This is a genomic window from Curtobacterium sp. Csp1 (genome assembly GCF_013347185.1).
On record NZ_CP054594.1, the window covers coordinates 1,883,906 to 1,902,693 of the forward strand.

General features: G+C 66.3%; 17 protein-coding genes. 3 read left to right on the forward strand and 14 right to left on the reverse strand.

What is annotated here, in order from left to right; translation table 11 throughout:
* Positions 1 to 32 precede the first annotated feature (32 nt).
* A complete protein-coding gene (locus tag HUN58_RS09050; RefSeq protein WP_208745463.1) occupies positions 33 to 227 on the forward strand; it encodes a hypothetical protein in 195 nt (64 codons plus the stop codon).
* A 298-nt stretch (positions 228 to 525) separates the two neighbouring features.
* On the opposite strand, the gene HUN58_RS09055 is transcribed toward HUN58_RS09050, so the two are convergent.
* The 3 genes from HUN58_RS09055 to HUN58_RS09065 all read right to left on the reverse strand — a co-directional run bounded on the left by HUN58_RS09055 (position 526) and on the right by HUN58_RS09065 (position 4,616).
* Positions 526 to 1,080 (reverse strand): hypothetical protein, encoded by a 555-nt coding sequence (locus HUN58_RS09055; protein WP_058742196.1) that lies wholly within the window; start codon positions 1,078 to 1,080, stop codon positions 526 to 528.
* Between the two features lie 421 nt (positions 1,081 to 1,501).
* Positions 1,502 to 3,322, reverse strand: a complete 1,821-nt coding sequence (locus tag HUN58_RS09060) for a DUF4012 domain-containing protein (RefSeq protein ID WP_208745464.1) — start codon at positions 3,320 to 3,322, stop codon at positions 1,502 to 1,504.
* Between the two features lie 283 nt (positions 3,323 to 3,605).
* A complete protein-coding gene (locus HUN58_RS09065) occupies positions 3,606 to 4,616 on the reverse strand; it encodes a polysaccharide pyruvyl transferase family protein (RefSeq protein ID WP_208745465.1) in 1,011 nt (336 codons plus the stop codon).
* Positions 4,617 to 4,916: 300 nt separating this feature from the next.
* Here HUN58_RS09065 and HUN58_RS09070 point away from each other — a divergent pair, with 300 nt between their 5' ends.
* Positions 4,917 to 5,405, forward strand: a complete 489-nt coding sequence (locus HUN58_RS09070) for a DapH/DapD/GlmU-related protein (RefSeq protein ID WP_217488594.1) — start codon at positions 4,917 to 4,919, stop codon at positions 5,403 to 5,405.
* Positions 5,406 to 5,409: 4 nt separating this feature from the next.
* Here HUN58_RS09070 and HUN58_RS09075 read toward each other — a convergent pair whose 3' ends face one another.
* From HUN58_RS09075 to HUN58_RS09120, 10 genes are all read right to left on the reverse strand, one after another.
* Positions 5,410 to 6,552, reverse strand: a complete 1,143-nt coding sequence (locus HUN58_RS09075; protein WP_208745466.1) for a lipopolysaccharide biosynthesis protein — start codon at positions 6,550 to 6,552, stop codon at positions 5,410 to 5,412.
* Positions 6,553 to 6,616: 64 nt separating this feature from the next.
* Complete coding sequence (locus HUN58_RS09080) at positions 6,617 to 7,900, reverse strand: hypothetical protein (protein ID WP_208745467.1); 1,284 nt, start codon at positions 7,898 to 7,900, stop codon at positions 6,617 to 6,619.
* The gene (locus HUN58_RS09085) at positions 7,897 to 8,802 is read right to left on the reverse strand and encodes a glycosyltransferase (protein ID WP_254631657.1); all 906 of its coding nucleotides are present in this window, start codon (positions 8,800 to 8,802) and stop codon (positions 7,897 to 7,899) included. Before HUN58_RS09085 ends, HUN58_RS09080 begins: the two co-directional genes overlap by 4 nt.
* A gap of 254 nt (positions 8,803 to 9,056) precedes the next feature.
* Complete coding sequence (locus HUN58_RS09090) at positions 9,057 to 10,112, reverse strand: glycosyltransferase family 4 protein (RefSeq protein WP_254631683.1); 1,056 nt, start codon at positions 10,110 to 10,112, stop codon at positions 9,057 to 9,059.
* A gap of 5 nt (positions 10,113 to 10,117) precedes the next feature.
* A complete protein-coding gene (locus tag HUN58_RS09095; protein ID WP_208745470.1) occupies positions 10,118 to 11,146 on the reverse strand; it encodes a glycosyltransferase in 1,029 nt (342 codons plus the stop codon).
* 7 nt (positions 11,147 to 11,153) lie between these two features.
* Positions 11,154 to 12,200: a glycosyltransferase gene (locus HUN58_RS09100; protein WP_208745471.1), complete on the reverse strand. Its 1,047-nt coding sequence runs from the start codon at positions 12,198 to 12,200 to the stop codon at positions 11,154 to 11,156.
* On the reverse strand, positions 12,197 to 13,333 hold the full coding sequence (locus HUN58_RS09105) for a glycosyltransferase (protein ID WP_208745472.1): 1,137 nt from the start codon (positions 13,331 to 13,333) through the stop codon (positions 12,197 to 12,199). Before HUN58_RS09105 ends, HUN58_RS09100 begins: the two co-directional genes overlap by 4 nt.
* A 94-nt stretch (positions 13,334 to 13,427) precedes the next feature.
* Positions 13,428 to 14,894 carry a sugar transferase gene (locus HUN58_RS09110; RefSeq protein WP_208745473.1) on the reverse strand — a complete coding sequence of 489 codons (1,467 nt, stop codon included), beginning with the start codon at positions 14,892 to 14,894 and terminating at the stop codon, positions 13,428 to 13,430.
* 13 nt (positions 14,895 to 14,907) lie between these two features.
* Positions 14,908 to 15,861 carry a hypothetical protein gene (locus HUN58_RS09115; RefSeq protein WP_180224570.1) on the reverse strand — a complete coding sequence of 318 codons (954 nt, stop codon included), beginning with the start codon at positions 15,859 to 15,861 and terminating at the stop codon, positions 14,908 to 14,910.
* 14 nt (positions 15,862 to 15,875) lie between these two features.
* Complete coding sequence (locus HUN58_RS09120) at positions 15,876 to 17,324, reverse strand: polysaccharide biosynthesis tyrosine autokinase (protein ID WP_180225708.1); 1,449 nt, start codon at positions 17,322 to 17,324, stop codon at positions 15,876 to 15,878.
* Positions 17,325 to 17,477: 153 nt separating this feature from the next.
* Between HUN58_RS09120 and HUN58_RS09125 the strand changes: the two genes are divergently transcribed.
* The gene (locus HUN58_RS09125) at positions 17,478 to 18,197 is read left to right on the forward strand and encodes a CPBP family intramembrane glutamic endopeptidase (RefSeq protein WP_144803001.1); all 720 of its coding nucleotides are present in this window, start codon (positions 17,478 to 17,480) and stop codon (positions 18,195 to 18,197) included.
* A gap of 33 nt (positions 18,198 to 18,230) precedes the next feature.
* Here the strand turns inward: HUN58_RS09125 and HUN58_RS09130 are convergent, their stop codons facing one another.
* Positions 18,231 to 18,788: a hypothetical protein gene (locus HUN58_RS09130; protein WP_180225709.1), complete on the reverse strand. Its 558-nt coding sequence runs from the start codon at positions 18,786 to 18,788 to the stop codon at positions 18,231 to 18,233.

Genomic DNA, 18,788 nt, shown 5'->3' on the forward strand with positions numbered 1-18,788 from the left:
TCCCTGCCAGGGGCGCGCGTAGCGTCGGCAGCATGACCCGACGCGGCGACCCCGGATGGCGCTTCTTGATGGCGTCCCGGACGATCACCGCGAGCATCATCACCCTGTTCGGGTTCTTCATCCTCGTCACCGATCCCGGCTCAATGTGGGTGGGCGTGGCGCTCGTGGTCCTCGGCGCCTTCGCGCTCGCGCTCCTCGCCGTCGCTCGTCGCCGCGGCCGGTACTGACCGCCTGCGGCCTTGTTGCACTCGGCATGCTGTCCGAGTTCGGCACTTGCGGCTGAAGAAGCACAGAGCGCGCCCCTGCCGGAAACATTCGTGACCTACCGTCAGCGCATGGCCCGACCCGAACGCCGCCCCTACCGTCCGCCCTCGATGTTCCCGTGGTGGTTGTGGATCGCCGCGCCGCTGGCGGTGGTCGCCGTCGTGGCGGTCGCGTTGCTCGTCGCCTGAAGACCACACGTCCCGCGACGAGAAGAACCCCCCGGCACCGAGGTGCCGAGGGGTTCCGTCAGTCGAGCGAGGCTCAGACGGTCTCGCGCTGGCGACGGACCGACTTGCGGACGACCAGCAGGCCACCACCGAGGACGATGGCGCCACCGGCAGCCCAGAGGCCGAGCGTGGAGATGGTGCCACCCGTGAAGGCGAGCTCACCGGGGGTGCCGGTGTTGCCGTTGGCGGCGACCGAAGTCGCGCCGGCCGGGGCGATCGTGAAGGTCGCGAAGCCGGTCACACCGGAGGTCGCGCCCGTCGCGGTCAGGTTGTACGTGCCCGAGCCACCGGCCGGGAACGTGACGCGCACGGTGAGCGATCCGTCGGCGTTCGCGGTGTAGTCCTTCGAGACGGTCGTGGTCGGCAGGGCGCCGAGCGTGACCGCACCGGCACCGGTGACCTGCACGCGGACCGACTCGTTGTCCTGGAAGGCGCCCGGCGTGAAGGCGACCGTCGCCGTGCCCCCGGCGGTGTAGCTACCCGAGACCGACACGTCGGAGTCCGGCGTGTACCCAGCAGCGTTGGCCGCGGTCGGGATGGCGATGAAAGCTGCGCCCGCGAGGACGGCAGCGGCGATGAGCTTCTTCATAGAAGTGTTTCCCCTAGTGATCTGATCCTTCAGACCCTGACACCCAGAGCCCGTGCACCGCTCGCAAGCCACGTGGTGCACGCGGTTGCTATGGCGAAGTTCCCTCAATCTAGCGGGAATACCCAGCGTGTTGCCACCAGATCCGTAACTTCCTCCAGACGTCACCTCAGAGACACCGATTCGCCCGATGGTCAGCATCGTGTAACACGGAGTTCACACGAGCGGAAAACCCCAGTTCATGGCCGAGGTCAGCGCCACTCACAGGCCCAGATTCGTACCCCTGTGAGCCCGATGAGCACGCGTCGAGGGCGCTCAGCTTGCATCGGTTCCCCTCGGTCTGGGGGTAGCTGGATCCGCGTTTCCTGGAGCAACGCGACCGTTCATCACGTTGCCAGGACCTGCGCGGGTCTATGGTTCGCGATCAGCCTTGCGGCACCGGCGCAGCGCAGTCGAAGCGCAGCGGCAGGGTCTCGGTCTGCTCGACGCCGGGGGTGGACAGCACTTCGGTGCCGGCCTTCGCGTTCTTCGCCTGCCCGAGGAAGGCGACGCGGAACGTCGCGCTCTCGCCCGGTGCCAGGACGGTCCGTAGCTGCGCGACCGGGTGACCGTCGTCGGTCGCCGTCTGCACGCCGACCGCCTTGCCGTCCTGCGAGGCGCCGAGGAAGATCGCGTTCGTCGGCGCGTAGACCGCGATGAGCGTCTTGATCTCGCCCGGTTTCGTGCCGTAGGTCCCTCCGCCTGTAACGTACGCAGGCAAGCTCGTGGCGGCGTCTGCCGGCGCGGTGTTCTTGATCGTCACCTCGACCGCGGAGGTCGGCAAGCCGTCCTTCCGGCAGACCGACGACCCGACCGAGACCGTCTTCTGCAGGTAGTAGTCCATCTTCGAGCCGGTGCCGTCGTTCAGGTAGACGCCGAACTGCCGGGTCTCTTCGTCCGCCGTCGGCAGCGCGCCGGAGACTGCCGTACCGTCGATGAGCTGTTCCTCGGACGCGTCGGCGCTCCAGAGCCGGAGCCGTCCCTCGCCCGCCGACTGCGTCAGCGCGGCGACGAACTGCTTCGCGTTGAACCCGCCGCTCGAGACCTTCTCGAACACCGCGCTGGCCGCCGAGGCGAAGAACGCGTCCTGCATCTTCGGGTCGGAGTACTTCGCGTACGCCTCGCTCAGCAGCAGCTTGACGGCGTTGTCGGACGTGAGCGTGTCACCGGTCGCGAGCTGCACGGGCCCGGTCGCCTTGAGGAGGTAGCCGAGGGTCACGGGGTCGATGGCGATGACGCCGTTCACCTGCTGGCCGGTCTCCCGCCGCCACATCGCCTGGGCGAGCTTGCCGGAGACGTCGAAACGGGGGGTGAGCGTCACGTCCTGCATGTACTGCCCGGTGATGTCGCCGTAGAGCGCCTTCGTGCCGTCGTCGAGTGGGAGCACCGACTGCGGGTACGGGCCGAACGAGGAGCCCGACCGCTGGTCACCGAACGCGACGGAGCCGTCGTTCACGTTGAGCAGCGCCACGGCGCCGGGAATGCCGCCCCCGGCACGCAGCTCGGCGTTGTTCTGGAAGAGCAGCAGGTACTGGCGGTCGCCGTCGGCGCCGAGCATCGCCGGGGCGAGCTGCACGACGCGGTTCGCGGTGTCGACCTGCCCGTGCACGGACGTCAGGGCGTTCCGAAGCTGGTTCACCGCGGACGTCACCGGAGAAAGCGTGTTTGCCGTGTCGATCGCATCGGCGTCCGTGACCGCCTTGTCGATCGTCGCGGTCGCCCTTGCGACCGGTGCCTGCGCCTGCAAGAGGGGCTGCAGGTCGACCTTGCCGTTCTTCGGCGCGAACGAATCCGTGCCGAGCTTGCCGACGACACTCGCGACGGGGCTCACCGCGCCCTGCGACACGTCGTCGACCACGCCGGCGATCTGCCGGACGGCACGCAGGTTGGTGCCGAAGAACGGAACGTGCTCCGAAGCACGCCAGATCGGATCGCCCGTCAACGAGCGGGCCGCGCCGGCCTCGTCCTCCAGGTGCGCCGCAGTCTTCTCTGCGCTCGCGGTGTCGCCGCCGGTCAGCTGTGTCCGGAGCGTCTGGACGTCGGCGACGGCGTTCTCCAGGTGGCCCTTCGCGAGCACACCGCGCACCCCCACCCAGGCGACGGCGAGGATGACGAGCAGGACGACGGCCAAGACGATCCACAGCACGATCCGGGCCCTGTTCCCCCGGCGTACAGCAGTGCGTCGCGACTCGGGCAGGTCGGACATGAAGCGATCTTATGGCCCGTTCCCCGAATCTTGGCCCTGCGGCGCCTGTCCAGCACCTGGCCGCGCCCTCGTCAGCGCTGATACCAATTGTGCTGCCCTTCAGGTGCAAGAGCTCGTCAGACAGCTCTGCTGAGTCCCTGAAGGATGCGTGCGCGGGGCCTGCAGCAGGCAAGCCTGGCCACGACTGAGTTCAGAGTGTCTTCGACGAAGTTGCCACAGCCAAGCGCCTCAGGGGAGAGGCAGCGGGGTGCGCTCATGGGGCCAATCGACACGTGAATCAGGTCTAGAGAGGCCATTCCGGCGAGGAGCCCGCAGAGTCCTGCGCTTCCGTCATTGACGCAATCGCCTCACGAAGTGAAACGGCCTGGGCCGCATCCTCAACCGACAGACTCACGAAACCGACCCTGCGGGCCTGCTGCGTGACCTTCGGCTCGTACGCCAATCCGAGGACTCTGGCTCCTGAGCGCGCCGCAATCAGACATCCGTGCAAGCGCATCGAAAGGACGTTGCGAGAGTCCTCGAGAGTTCGGCTAGCCACGTCCAGACCCGACACAATCGGCCACTCAGGGTGCCCGGCGGCGACCCGGAGTCGCTCGAGCGCCACGCGATCGTCATCTCCTTTCAACTCGCTCATCGATACGAGGACGACGCGGTCGTTCTCGTCGACAACTTCCGCGAGGCACCGGGCGATGTTCTCCGTGACACGCTCGGCGTCGAACATGAAACCCTCGTCTCGCGAGGGCGGCTCCCATTCTCGGAGGTTGACCGCCCACTCGTACGTCCGTCGCGAAGACGACTTAATCGCCCTCCACGTCACCGGGTCACCCACGACTTCGATGTCCGCGGCTGCACACCCAATCTCGATCAGGCGCTCGGCCGATTCCTGGTCACGAACCAGCGTCCTTCGAGCACCACGTACGGCACACCGGTAGTTCCGAGCGGTGCGAGCGCTTCGTATGGGGCCGACGCCGACGCCAACAAACGCATAGGGCACCCGTAAGACGCGTGCCACAGCGGCTGCCCGAGTGAACGGCCTGTAGAAGAGCGCACGCCGATCGTCGAGTAGCCCGCCGCCCCCGATGAGAACGCCTCTAGAGCGAGCGATCGCCCGCACCAGGGCAAATCGCTCTCGGATCGACCCGCCCATCTCAAGGCCGTTCGCCTTGTCGATGGCGCGCACCTTGGGCCCTCCGACCAGACGGGCTCGGTGCCCGTTGTCGGCCACGTAGTCGCGCAGCTCCTCTGCAAGCAGATCGTCACCTGCGTTCTGCCACCCTGCGGCTCCGACGATCAATATCTGATCCAACTTGCTGTCCCCTGTCCGACAGACGCCAGCGTCCCGGTTCGGACGCGTACTGTTCATTCTCACAGAAAAATGAGCACCCGTCGCACGCTCGGCTGTATTCGTCTCGTTTCCCCTCGCCTAGGCCTCTCCGGTTCGCTTGCTGTCCATCTCCTCCCCACCACACGCCCTAGGGCCCTCGGCTGAGAGCACAGCGCGCGCGCTGCATCAACTGGTCTGGAGACCGCGTGATCGAACGAGGTCCGGGCTTGACAGACGGGTACGGCCTGTTGACTCCACTAGCCTGTCGTCATGCCTGGCCGTGTCCGCCGAATCATCACGAACATCGTCCTGATGCGGCACATCGTGCCTGCTAGAACTCGCGTGACGATGATGGCCGCGATCGGGTACGAGATCGCACCGACAGCGGTCATCCGATCTCGAACGCTGATCAAGACGAGCCGATTGAAGGTCGGCGAACGTTCATTCATCAACCACTCATGCTTCATCGACGATGGAGAGATCGTCCTTGGGGCGCACGTGTACGTCGGTCCGCGCACAGTGTTTGCGGCGACAACGCACGAAATCGGGCACTCTGCGCAACGCGCCGGCCGTAGTGTCGTCGATTCGATCCACGTAGGCGATGGATGCTGGATCGGTGCAAATGTGACGGTCCTAGCTGGGGTGCGTGTAGCAGCAGGTTGTGTCATCGCCGCTGGCGCAGTTGTCGCCAGCTCCACGGAAGCGGACGGTTTGTATGCGGGCGTCCCAGCGCGCCGCATCCGTGATTTGCCCACCTGAAGGGTCAGGCGCCCGACGCGACCGCCGGCGTCGCCTTCGTGCGTGAGAAGGCGATCATGGCGCCGAGAGCCAAACCGATCTCGCTGACAACGATCGCGAGACCCATCCGCTCCGGGCCAGAAGAAGCGAATGACACCGCCCAAATAACCTGGATCACAGCAGCCGACATGTAGGCGATGGTCAAGCCCAGCGATCGACGTCGGGCCAGCAAGCCCGCGCTGAGAACAGAAGTCGCGATCGAGATGGGGACCTGCAGAACGACTGATTGCACGGTGCCCACCGCACCTTCGGCGGACGGCCCGAACAGCAGGGGAACGTAGATCGGTGCTGCGACCACGAGAGCCGCGCAGGCGATGCAGCCTGCGACGAAGCCAAGGACTGCGTCGCGGAGGACACGACCTCTAAACCCGTCGCTGCCCGATCGCCTCGCGTAACGCGGTAGCAGGATCGACTCGATGATCTGCGCCGGGATGCTGAAGATCAGGAGGAGCCGAGTCGCGAGCGCGATGTCGACCAGGTTCGCACCGCCCGACAGCGTTGACGAGAGAATCAAGAGCACTGACGCGTAGAAATGCACGGTGAGGGTGTACCCGAACAGTCCGAGGCCGTGCTTCCAGTCCGAGAGCAAGAACGCCAGCGACGGGCGCCCGAGCAGGTCGCCAGGTCTTGTCCCCGCACGCAAATTACCTACGAGCGCCGTGGTCAGAGCTCCCAGCGGATAGGCGGCAGCGATGAGCGGAAGCGGCAGAGCCGAGCTCGCCGCGAGGACGCCGACGCCCGCCGTGACGACGTTCCCAGAAATACGCGCAGCGGCGATCGAGGCGACGTCTTGTCGTGCTTGTAGGACGTAGCTCGTCGACGATGCGATCGCGAACGGCGTCGCGGCGAGCACGATCGCGAGGGGCCACCCTGCGCTCGAAGCGACTATCGGCACGACGACCAAGCTCGCGACAAGCGTCAGACCGAGCTGCGTTCGCGCAGTACCCCGCACGATCGCACGAACGCTCTCCCCTCCGACGATCCGAGTGACCGCCCCGGTGCCCATCCCGCCGTCACCCGCGACCGTCGCGTAGGCCAGCAGGGACTGCGCGAGCGTGATGACGGCCACTTCAGAGAGGCCCACGCGACGAGCGATGACGAAGGTCACGGAGAACGCGACCAGTCTCGAGATCCCTTCCGCCAGGAACAAGAGGCCGCCATCTCTCAAGAACCTAAACACGTGCCTCCGAAAGGCCGGTGATGTCTCGGCCCGGCAAGTCCTCGCTCGTCCTGCCATCAGCCATCAGTCCCCACGCAAGACCAACCCAGAACCACGTCTCGAACAGCCAGAGCACGCTCGTTGAAAGCGAGAACAACAGGTAAGGAACGGCGAGAGCGAGGACCAACCCCCCTCTCTTCCGCGTAACGAGAATGATCACCACGATGGACGCACCCAGAGCTACCGTGGCGAGCGCGAGAAGACCACCGTCATAGACGAGTTGGAGCGGTAGGTTTCCGATGTAAGCGGGCAGGTTCAAGAAGGGCCTCGTCGGATCAACGTGACGCTGTCCAAAGGAGTTCCAGCCGAGGCCCAGCAGCGTGGAATCGGAGCTCTTCCACTCTTCAAAGGCCAAGGTGTTGAGTTGCAGGCGGAGCCCGCCAGTTCCACCCGACGTGTCGAACAAGTTGCCGAACTTGGCGAAGCCACTGTCACCGCCGGAGAACAGAAGCCACATACTGGCCACTCCGCCAATGAACCCAGCGCCTAGGACGAGACCTCGAGCTGAACGTCGACAAACGAAGACAACGCAGAGGCCGAGGATCAGTGAGACCAAAGCCGCACGGGTGTGCGTAGTGAGGATTGCGATCGGTGCGGCCATCACGAGGCCCCTCTGGACGCCCCGGTTGATGGCGCCGAGTGGATTCCAAGCGGCCACAATCCCCCAAAGGCAAAGCAGGCCGGCGAGGACGTTCGCTTCAATCGATGCCACGTAGGATGCGTATCCTCCGTAAGTCGGGTCGACCTGCACTCCTACTTTCGAAAGCCCGGCGGATGCGGCCGCCCAGAAGAGGACGGCAAGCGCTGAGGAGATCAACGCGATCACGGCGCCGATCCGGATCATCCTCTTCCATTGATCCGGATTGCGAGCGATCCACACGGCGGACACCACGCTTAGAAGGCACCAGATCAATACACTGAGCGATTTGCTCAGCTCGGGTGAGCCGATGACCGATGACATCGCTCCGAGCAAGAGCCACAGGAGAACAGCGCCGATCGATACGACAGTAGATACGGGCAGCGAGCGCCCGGTTCTCTTCGGCGAGAGCAGCGCTATTCCGGCGAGGAGACCAGCAAGTGTCTCTGGTCGGAAGTTGAGCCCTCCAACATCCACATTGAGACGCGTAACGAACATGCCTGCGACGAGGAGGATGGCCAGCCTGGATGGCTTGGTGAGGATGAAAAGCGCAAAGTAGATACCCACCAAGGCTGCCAGTGCGACTCCGAACGGGTTCATGCCGCGTTCTCCGAGGAGCCCGATCGGATCGTGGCCAATCGCGCCGCACGCTCAGCCGTGCTCGGAAGTTCGTCAAGGTCCACCAGGACGTCAGACGCCCAGATCTCACTTCGGAAGTATTCGGACCAGCGATCGGCGGGCAAAGCCGTCACTACCTCGGGATGTTCGTCTGCCAACTGCTGCGTTGCTTCGAATGGTGTAGCGATGACTGCGAGGCCTGCTGCAAGGTAGTCGAAGACCTTCAGAAAACTACTTGCACGAGTGTAGTCGTTGTCTCGAAACGGAAGCATCCCAACCGACGCGGACGACATGACCTGCATTGCTGAGTCGTAGTCCAGATCGCCGAGGAAGTACACGTTGTCCCCTGCAAGCGCTGGCACAGCCTCTGTTCCGCCGCCGATGATGACGAAGTTCCAGTCAGTGTGCTCAACGACGATCCGTTCGAAGAGCCCCATGTCGACGCGCTCGTTCCAGCCCCCGACGTAGACCGCAGTCCTGCCGTTCAGCGAACGTACCGCCCTCGGGGTGTTGTTGAAGATCGCTTTGACTCGCTCAAGGTCCACCGCGTTCGGAAGCACCTCGACAGGTACGCCAGACTCGGACGACAACTCCGAAGCGAGACCTGATGTCACAGCGAAGACGTTGTCCGCGGCCTGAGCGCTCTGGATCGCAAGGGAGAGGTTGGCGTTGCGTGCATGATCGTCCCTCAGCCAGACATATCCCCAGTGCCGGTCGATGACATCGAAGACACGCCAAGTCCACCTCGGGCTGGCGACGATCTCCGGGAACATCCACCAGTAGGCGATGAGGCCCGGTTTCGACAACCCTCGCCGACGCAGTTGCACATCGATGCGCCTCATCAGGACGCGCCGGACAACGGCGCGTGTGAACGCTGGCCTCACCAATGGAAGCCAATCGGCCCACGGCGGAGGTCCGACGAGGATGAGATCGTGCCCCTCGGGGATCGCGCGCGATTTGCGGGAGCCTCTCGAGCGGGATAGCACGGCCGCGATTCGAGCCCGGATCGGACGAGGATCTGCCCGGCTGACGTACAAGACAGGCACGGAAGAGCTCAGCGCACGGGCAGTCTGCATCGACGTCTGGTTCGCGGTCGTCTCCCATGCAGGGCCGCCGAGCACGACGACACTGTCGACGTTCACTTGCTTTCCAGAGCTGTCAACACGGCCTCAAGACGGCGCACTCGTGCCTCCGATGAAAAGACGGACGAAACCGCTTCGCAACTTGGTGACCTCCAAGAACGATGACCTTTCCATGCTTCGTCAAGTGCGTTTCCGATTGCGCGGACTGAGTCGTCTCCACGCGGGACCCTCACACCGTCTACGACGCGAAGTACCTCGGCCGCACCGCCGTCGTCGAAGCCCGCTGCACGCACTCCTTCTGCCCAGGCCTCCACTGGTACGAGCCCGAACGGCTCCGGCCTGTCCGGGAAACAGGCGACGATGTCCAGCTGCTGGGAGATCGACGTAAAGCCGGGCACTTCCCCGAGCAACTCGATCTGATCGTGACCGCCTACGAGTGCCTTGACATCGTCGTAGGCCGCCTCTTGTCCCGGGTAGGGCGACCCGACCAACAGCAACCTCCAGGTGGGCCGGTCGGAGATTCGAGCGAGGAACGCCTCAGTCACCTCTCGATGTCCCTTGTGCCCGTTGACACGTCCGACAACGGCGATGGTGAAGCGTTCGGAAGGCGTCGACGGCTCCCGCACTGTCCACGAGAAGGCGGGGTAGGTGACGTGCAAACGCGACCTGCTGACGCCGAGACCCGCGAGCCATGCGGCAACAGCCCGGCTGCACGCGAACACTGGTGCCGAGTTCGGGACGACCAGGGCACGGACGAGCGCTGATCCGAAGCTCCCGAGCAAGAGCTCGTGAACGGAAAAGTAGAACTGCTTGCGCCGGACCACGAGGAGCGGAGCATACAGGGCTAGGGCCAGCGTCCAAAGGACCACGAGATCCGCATCCCGAAGGTACGAAGGAAGCACAGGAAGCCGAAGGGCGTCCCGCAATCGCGAGCGCCGTAGAACGGCGATCTTTGGGTCGATCCTCACCAGTGCACCGTTGTCTTCGAGTGCCGATGTGAGCGGGCCGCGAGCTGGGAGGGCGACGGTCACAGTGTGGCCGATCTGCTGCAAGGCAGCGACTTCGTCGAGCAGAACGCGGCTTGCGCCGTAGACGTCGTTGCTTCCGTGCATGATCGTCACTTGCATCGGACAGCCTCAAGCGCCTCGAGCCAAGCTGTTCGCACACGGGCCGGCGAGAAGTTCTCTCGAACGTGCTGTCTCAACCGTTCCGCCTCTTGCTGCGCTCGCGAATCGTCCAGGAGGTCGATCACCCGTGTCACCAGCAGCTCCTCATCGCTCATCAGGACGTCCGAAGGCGCGCCGTCGAACGGAGCGACCTCAGGCAATGCACCCGGCCCCGCATGCGCGACAGGTGTGCCGTGCACAGCAGCCTCCACAGCAGGGAGACAGAAGCCTTCGTCGATCGAGGTGACCAGGACACAGATGGCCTGTTGGTAGAGGTCGGACAGAGCGACCTCCGAAACGCTTCGGTGAACTCGGATCCAGCTCTCGTTCCCACTGACAGCGGCCATGAGCGCATCCTGGTCGTTGCCGCTGCGGACGACGAGGTCCAGCCCGATGTCCTCTCCGCTGCGTGCCCGGGCCGCCTCTACGACCGCAATTGCCAGAGGGAGACGCTTGTGACGATCCGCAGATGCGACGACGAGCACGCGGCGGTTCCGCTGGGCGCGGTCGCCCTTCGGTGAAGCCAGCTCCACCGGCCAGGGAATCACTTTCACCATCGCGCTCGGCCACCGGTTGAGGATCTGGCGCCTTGAATGCTCGGATGGAGTCACAACGAGGTGAGCCGCTCTTGCTGAGAGACCGAACGCAAGATGGGCGTACCAGCGGAATGCTGTTCCGAAGTAGGCGGGGTGGTCGAGCACCATCGTGTCGTGCATCACAACGACGCTTCGAACACCGCCGATCGCCCAACCGGTGTTCGTGCAGTGAACAATCAGCTTTGCTCCTGCTCGCATCGCGCGGAGCGGAACGATCAGGAAGTCCCAGAGCAACATGAACGCGAGTCGCAGCGCTCGCCCTTCCGGCTCTCGGCGAGGCGCTGCTATCCGGACGTCAAAGTCGTCACGGATCGCTTCCTCGACCCGACGAGCGCCGCGACTCGATCCGCTGCTCCCTCGCACTGAGATGAAGTCATTGATCATGACGCGCTCAGCCACGTTGCACCCCGCGGTACAGCTCCGCGAGAGCCGCATCGAACTGATCCTGCCCCCAGGCCAGGGTTCGCGCTCGCGCTTCCCTACCGAGTGCTTCATGCAGAGACGGATCCGCAATCCAGACGCTGATGCGGGCCAGGAGTTCCTTGATCGTTTCCACCGGGAGCGGAGCCTCCAGATCCTGCAACGACCACGGGACAGGATCGTCCAGGAGAAACTCCGGCGTCCCCACGACCTCGGAGATCGACGTGTTTCGGAAAGCGATCACCGGACAGCCCACGGCCATTGCCTCAGCAGGTGGTAGTCCCTGACCTTCGTAGGCAGACGGGTAGAAAGTGGCGAGCGCCCCCGCGTAAAGCGTTGCGAGGCGTTCGTCGGTGGGGTTCGACTCGACCGCCACGGGCCAGTCTCGGACTGCCTCAAGCCCTCGGCCCGCGACCACCATCTCGACGCCGATTTGTCGAAGGCTCTCAGCGACCGGCTTGATCCAATGAAGCCTCTTCCGTGTGTCCGTGGAGCGAAAATCAGCAAGCGCGACCACGTATTGCTTCGAGTCCTGACGGTATCGAGTAGCGACCCGCGCGTCGCTGTACGGAGCCCCGATGGGGAGCGGGAGTACAGGGATGTCGGTCGCGCTCCTTCCAAGGCGAGCCTCGACTCGTTCTGCGGTGTAGCGGGAGTTAGCAACGATCACGTCCGCTCGACGCGCGTTGGCGAAATGCAGACGGCTCTTCAGGCCCAGCTTGCGGTAAGCCTTCAAGTCCAGCGGTATGACGTCCTGAATGGAACAGACCCAAGGCCGGTCCTTGACGAGAGGTAGGTGGTAGGCCCCGGTCGCGTGATAGGCGATCTTTGCGCGGTTCTCAGCTCGCAACGCTCGGTTCACACGGAGCGGGAGTACATAGTCCTCGGGCAGCCCGACGATGTCAGTCGCATCGGTCACGCGATGGGCGGCTGCCCCGAGGACAGATGCGTACCGTCCCAAACCGCGGTCGCTGCCGTCCGCACTCAGGGCGATCTGATCGATGAGGATGCTGGTCATGATTTTTGCGTCCCTCTCGCCGGGAGCAGCAGTCGAAGCGCCTTCTCGTAACTCTCGGTCACTCCTCGCCACGTGTAGTGCTCTCGGGCCCGCGCTTCGCTCCGCGCGCTGATCTGCCGTTGCAACCCCTCGTCGCCAAGCACTCGAGCCAGGGCGCTGGTGATACTCGCCGCATCCGCCTCCACGAAAAGGCCGTGCTCGTTACCGAGTACCTCGCGGTTGTAAATGGTGTCACGAGCGACGATCGGGGAACCCAGCATCATCGCTTGCACGAGCGCCGGATTCGTACCTCCGACACTGTGGCCGTGAAAGTATGCTCCGGCGCCGGACCAGAGCGCGTGGAGTACCTCATCGTTGGCCAGGTGGCCGAGCCAATGGACTCGCGCGAACCGCTCGTCCAGATCGCGGGCTCGATTGTCAAGGTCGCCGCCGTACCCTTCGGATCCGACGATCACGACGTCATGGTTCGGCGCCAGAACTTCGACTGCATCGAAGAACTCGTGCACTGTGTTCTCGGGGACGAAACGCGCGACGAGAAGGACGTACTTCCCCTTGCCAAGCCCGGCGGGAAGCACACCGCCACTGTCTTCGATCGCGCCGTACGGGATGAAGGTGCTGTCCCGGCGATACCGCGACTTCCAGAAGTCGCCGATGGCGCGTGCATCAACGATCAACGTTTCAGCGAACATCGCAGAGAGCCGAGCGCCGAGCCGGAATACCAGCTTCGCGGCTCTGCCCCACTTCGCGCGCTCCCACTCGATACCGTCCACGTTCATCGCTACCGGGATGCCGCGCAGCTTGAGAAGTGGAAGCCAGTAGCCATTGGCGACGTTCATGACGAGCGCTACATCAGTTCTTCTCCGGATAGCGTCTGCTGTAGCAGTGAGGCCGTACGAGAGAGTGCTGAACGCCTTGGTCTCGAGTCCGCGCGTGGTACGCGTGATGATGCGAGGATCCCCCTCCCCTCCCTCATCAGCAACTCGCCCGCGCCCGTACACCGTAACTTCCCATCCCGCGTCCGCGAGGGCCGGAGCAAGGTGGCGGACGGCCGTCTCGAATCCTCCGTAGAAACTCGGATATCCCCGGGTACCGATGATCGCAACCCGCGGCTGGCGGTCGACTGTTTTGGTCACTTCTTGCTCCAGTCGCGTAGGAACGGACAAAGTTCACTCGGGGTCAGGCCGACGCTACGAAGTTCCGCACCGGTTGATGAGCGGAGCGGGCCTGTCAATACGCGCCCTTCGACGCGGTGACGGCGCGGACCGTTCTCCAAAGCAGGATCACGTCGCCCGTGATGGACCAGTTCTCCACGTAGTACAAGTCCAACCGCACCGAGTCTTCCCAGGACAGGTCCGAACGTCCGCTCACCTGCCAGAGGCCAGTGAGTCCGGGCTTCACCAGGAACCGTCGGTGCACGTGGGAGTCGTACCGCTCGACCTCGCGGGCGAGCGGCGGACGCGGCCCGACGAGGGACATGTCGCCGACGAGCACGTTGAACAGCTGCGGCACCTCGTCCAGGCTGTACCGCCGCATGAACGCACCGATCCGGGTCACCCGGGGGTCGTTCTTCATCTTGAACAGGACGGCGTTGCCCTCGGCACGGTCGAGCGTGCTGAGCTCCTGCAGACGGGCCTCGGCGTCGACCACCATCGAGCGGAACTTGATCATGCGGAAGGTCGAGCCGTTCAAGCCGACGCGCTCCTGCAGGAAGAACACGGGTCCAGGAGACGACGTCTTGACGAGGAGCGCGAGGACGAGCAGCACCGGGGACAGGACGATCAGGAGCGCGGCTGATCCGACCAGGTCGAAGGCCCGCTTCGTGTAGAGCTTCCGACCGGAGTACGTCGGGGTCTCGACGTGGATCAGCGGCAGGCCCTGCACCGGTCGGGTGTGGATGCGTGGACCACCGATGTCGGTCAGGCTGGGCGCGACGACCAGGTGCTGCCGGCCGGGTTCGAGCGACCAGCTGAGCTGGCGGACCCGCTCGGGCGGCAGGTCGTCCGAGCTGGTGATGACGACGGTGTCGGCCCCGGTCACCTGGAGCGCTGACGCCACGTCGTCGATGCCGCCGAAGCTCTCGATCGTCGAGCCGTCCAGGACACCACGGGTCCCGTTGGACACCGCGGCACCCACGACCCGGTAGCCAGCCTCGGGTGTGCGGGCGAGCTCGCGACCGATGTGGAGCACGCTCGCGGTGGACCCGACGAGCAGGACCCGGGCGGAGTAGCCCCCGTGCTTGCGCTCGGCGACGAGCCACTGCCGCCACATCCATCGCGAGAGCAGCAGGACCAGGATCCCGACCGGGAACGCGATCAGGACGTAGCCACGGGCCAGGTCGACGTGCAGCAGGAACGCTGCGATCGCGAGCAGGCCGAACACCCGCACGCTCGAGTCCGCGACCAGGCGGTACTCCGCACTGCCGGTGCCGATGACGCGGGCTCCGCGGGTGTCGTACAGGGCGAGGGCCGTCATCCACACGACGATCACGACGACGGAGATCGCGAAGTAGCTGAGCCGCAGGTCAGCGGTGTTCGTCGCGAGGTTCGAGCTGAGACCGAGCCAGGCGATCTGCACGCCGAACACGACCCAGATCAGTGCGAGCAGGTCCGTGACGAGCACGCGCCTCGAGTACGTGCGGCTCCACTCCTGCGTCGCCGCAGGAGCAGATGTCGGCCGGACCCGCTCCGCCGTCACGGTCGGCCCCGGCTCACCACGTCTTGCCCCCGTCCGCGGACACCGCGACCGTGTCGCCCGCCCACATCCACACGGACTGCCCCGCCCGGTCGATCGCGATCGGCCCCGTGGTCGGCGCCGGGTTGCACCCCACCGGGGTGGTTGGCGTCGCCGGCGTGACCCCGATGGCGGTCATGGTCTCGACCTGCACGCCCTCGCACGCCGACGCCCCGACCCGCGCGAGCGTGTACGAGTTGCCGTCGACCGCGACGCCGCGGACGCCGCCGAGCGGCACGTCCACCCACGCGGCGGTCCCGGTGCGCCACTCGACCTGGCCGTCGCAGACGACGATCGCGGTGCGGGTGCCCTGGAACGCGTCGAGCGGCTCCGGGCACGGGTTCGCGACGGTGGTGGTGCCGAGGCGCACGCCGTCCGGCGTGATGCCGGCGCCCGAGGCGCCGGCTGCCGCCGCCTTCCAGGTCACGCCGTCGTCGACGGAGGTCCGCTCGGTCGCCTCGCAGCCGTCACCGACGGCCTCCAGCAACGAGAGTCCGTCCGTGGTCGCGCGCATCCCCCACACGGCGCGCACGTCGTCGCCCAGGGCGACGGGCGTCCACGTGGTCCCGCCGTCGACGGTGTGCTCCAGCACCACCTGCGCGACGGAACACGACGCACTGGAGGCACGCCATGCCTCCCGTCCGTCCACTGCGGACAGCAGACGGCGGGCCGGGCTCTGGGACGCACCCTGCGCGGACGCGTCCGGTGTCGGGGTGGCGGACGCCGACGGCGTCGGCGTCGCGTCCGAGGACGCTCCGAAGGTGGGGACGGGTCGGGGTGAGCCGACCGCCTCCGGTGCGGTCCGTCCCAGCGCCATCGCGACGAGCACGACGTCCACGACGACCAGGAGCACCACCACGGCGGCGACGCCGATCAGGGTGTTCCGTTTCAGATCACTGCCGAGGCCTCGGGCCCCCCGGCCTGCACGCATGTCGTCCCCCGGTCTCAGCGGTCGGCCCGGCGCAGCGTGCCGAGCTTCCCACGCGCCTTCTTCGGCGCCTTCGTGTCGGGCTGGGTGGGCTCCGCCTCGTCCAGTCCGTAGCCGTAGCCGTAGCCGTAGCGGCCGTAGCCGTACGCACCCGGTCCGCGCACCGGCATCATCGTGATGACGAAGCCCGCGATGGGAGCACCGACGTTCTCGAGCGACGCGACGGCGGCGGCGAGCTGGCCCTTGTGGGTCTTGCCGGAGGCGACGGCGAGGATCGCGCCGGACGCCTTCTTCGACAGGATCGCCGCGTCGGTGACGGGCAGCAGCGGCGGGGCGTCGAACAGCACGTAGTCGAACTGCCCCTCGAGCGTCGTGATGAGGTCCTGCATGGCCTTCGAGCCGAGCAGCTCCGACGGGTTCGGCGGGATCTGACCAGCCGGCAGCACGACCAGGTTGCCGCGGCCCCAGGGCTGGGCGACGTCCTCGAGCGAGGCGCGGCCGATCAGCACGTCGGTCAGCCCGGCGGAGCCGTCGACCTCCATGTACTCGCCGACGCGCGGACGGCGCAGGTCGGCGTCGATCAGGATCACGCGGAAGCCGGCGCTGTCGAGCGCGATCGCCAGGTTCGCGACCGTGGTGCTCTTGCCCTCGGACTGCATCGACGACGTCATCACGAAGGTGCGTGCGCCGGTGCCCAGGTCGAGGAACTGCAGGTTCGTGCGGAGCGTGCGGAAGGACTCGGCGCGCGGGCTGCGCGGGTCGACCTGCACGATGAGCGGACGCTCGGAGGCCTTGCCGTCGAAGGCGATGCCACCGACGACGGGCTTGGCGCTGATCTTCTCGACGTCGGTCTCGGTGCGGACGCGGTTGTCGAGCGTCTCGCGCAGCACGGCGATGCCGACGCCGAGCGCCAGGCCGACGAGCAGACCCAGGGCGATGTTCACGGGGACGTTCGGGCTGACCGGGCTGAGCGGGACGTCGGCCTGCTTGACGCGGGTGAGCTTGACGGTGCTCGTGCCGTTCGCGTCGGTGGCCTCGATGTCCTGCACGACGTTGGTCAGGCTCGACGACACCGCGTTCGCGATCTCGGTCGCCTGCACCGGGTTCGTGTCGTTCACGGTGATGGAGATGAGCGTGGTGCTCGTCGGCGCCGTCGCCGAGACCATCTTCGCGAGCTGGTCCGCGTTCATGTCCAACTTGAGCGACGAGATCACCGGCAGGAGCACGATCGGCGTCTGCACCAGGTTCGAGTACGTCAGCACGCGCTGCTGCGTGAAGGTGTTGCCCTGCGCCAGGTCACTCGCGCTGCCAGACGTCTCCGTCGACACGAACACCTGGGCAGAGGCGGAGTACACCGGCTTCTTCAGCAGGGAGAAACCGGCCGCGGCCGCCACCCCCACCAGGGCGAGCACCACGATGAGCACCCACCCCTTGCGGAGCACAGTGATGTAGTCGCGCAGTTCCACGCGGCCGTCCTTCCCCGATCCTCGCCGTCCCCGTGGTCCCACACAGGCTCTGCGGGGGTTTTCCCAGCAGACGGCATTCAAATAGTGTCACATGATCGAGGCCCACTCGGCTGTTCTCCGCGATCCGCGTCGGGGGTCCTCTACGCTCGCCCCATGACGACCCAGCCGGAAGCGGCCGCCCACGAGCCATCGACCGCCCGGCAGCGGGACCTCGTCGCCCTGCTCATCGCACTCGTCGTGGCGGTCGTGCTCGCCCGGATCGTCAGCACCCTGACGCTCCGCGGGGCGATCCCGACGCCGGTGCTGCAGGTGCTCGTCGGCGACCTGTCGGTGTGGGTGCCGCTCGCGCTCGGTGCCGTGTGGGTGCTCGCGCGGACGGGCCGGGGCACGCTCTCCCGGTTCCGGATCGAGCTCGGCGACCTGGTCTTCGCGCTCGGCATCGTGATCTTGGCGCGGGTGCTCGACGTGGTCCTGGCGATCTCGTTCACGGGAACGACCGGGCTGACCCCCGCGCCGTCGCTCGGGGCTCCCGACGTGGGGTTCCTGGTCGTGTCGGCGATCGGCATCGTGCTCGTCAGCCCCGTGCTCGAGGAGCTGTTCTTCCGCGGCCTGTTCCAGCGCATCCTGGCCGACGAGCTGACCCCGCGGACGCAGTGGCTCGCGGTGGTGCTGACGGCGTTCCTGTTCGCCCTGTCGCACCTGTTCCTGGGCTCGGCGACGACGACGCTCGGCGGGTTCCAGGTGTTCGTGACGACGTTCGTGCTCGGGCTGCTGACCGGGACGCTCGTCGCGATGACGAACCGGATCGGCGCCGCGGTCGTGGCGCACGTGCTGTTCAACGCCGTGGCCGTCGTCGCGACCTGGCCGCGGTAGCGCGGCCGCTCGGATCAGCGCGGCCGCGCGGCGTCAGCGCAGCGCGCGCAGGGCGTCCGCGATCGGCGCGAGCGCCGCGTCGATCTCGTCCGCGACCCGCACGTGCGTCTCGTCCGAGCGCCGGTAGGGGTCGTCGACGTCGTCGTCCGCCGGGTCGGCCGGCGGCGGCACGGTCCCCCGGAGCCGGGCGACCCGCTCGACCAGGTCCTGCGCCGTCTCGATGCCGGCCAGGTCCTCCGGTTCGAGCCCGTCGAGCACCCGCGCGAACTGCTTGATCGTGAACGCCCGCTTCGCCGCCCGGGGCGCGAGCGACACCACGGCTGCGCGGTGCGACCGCTCGGCCGTCAGCACGAGGTCGGCCGACGCCGCGATCTGCTCCGTCAGGTAGCGGGACCGGTGCGTCGACGGGTCACCGCCGAGCCGGGCGGACTGCGCGGCCGCAGGGCCGTCCATCGCGGCACCGTCGTCGGCGATCGTGCCCGCCGACTCGACCGTGAACGCGTGCGCGTCCGGGCCGAGCCGGGCGGTCAGGACCTGGGCACCGAGGGGCGATCGGCAGATGTTGCCGCTGCAGACGAACAGGACCCGCAT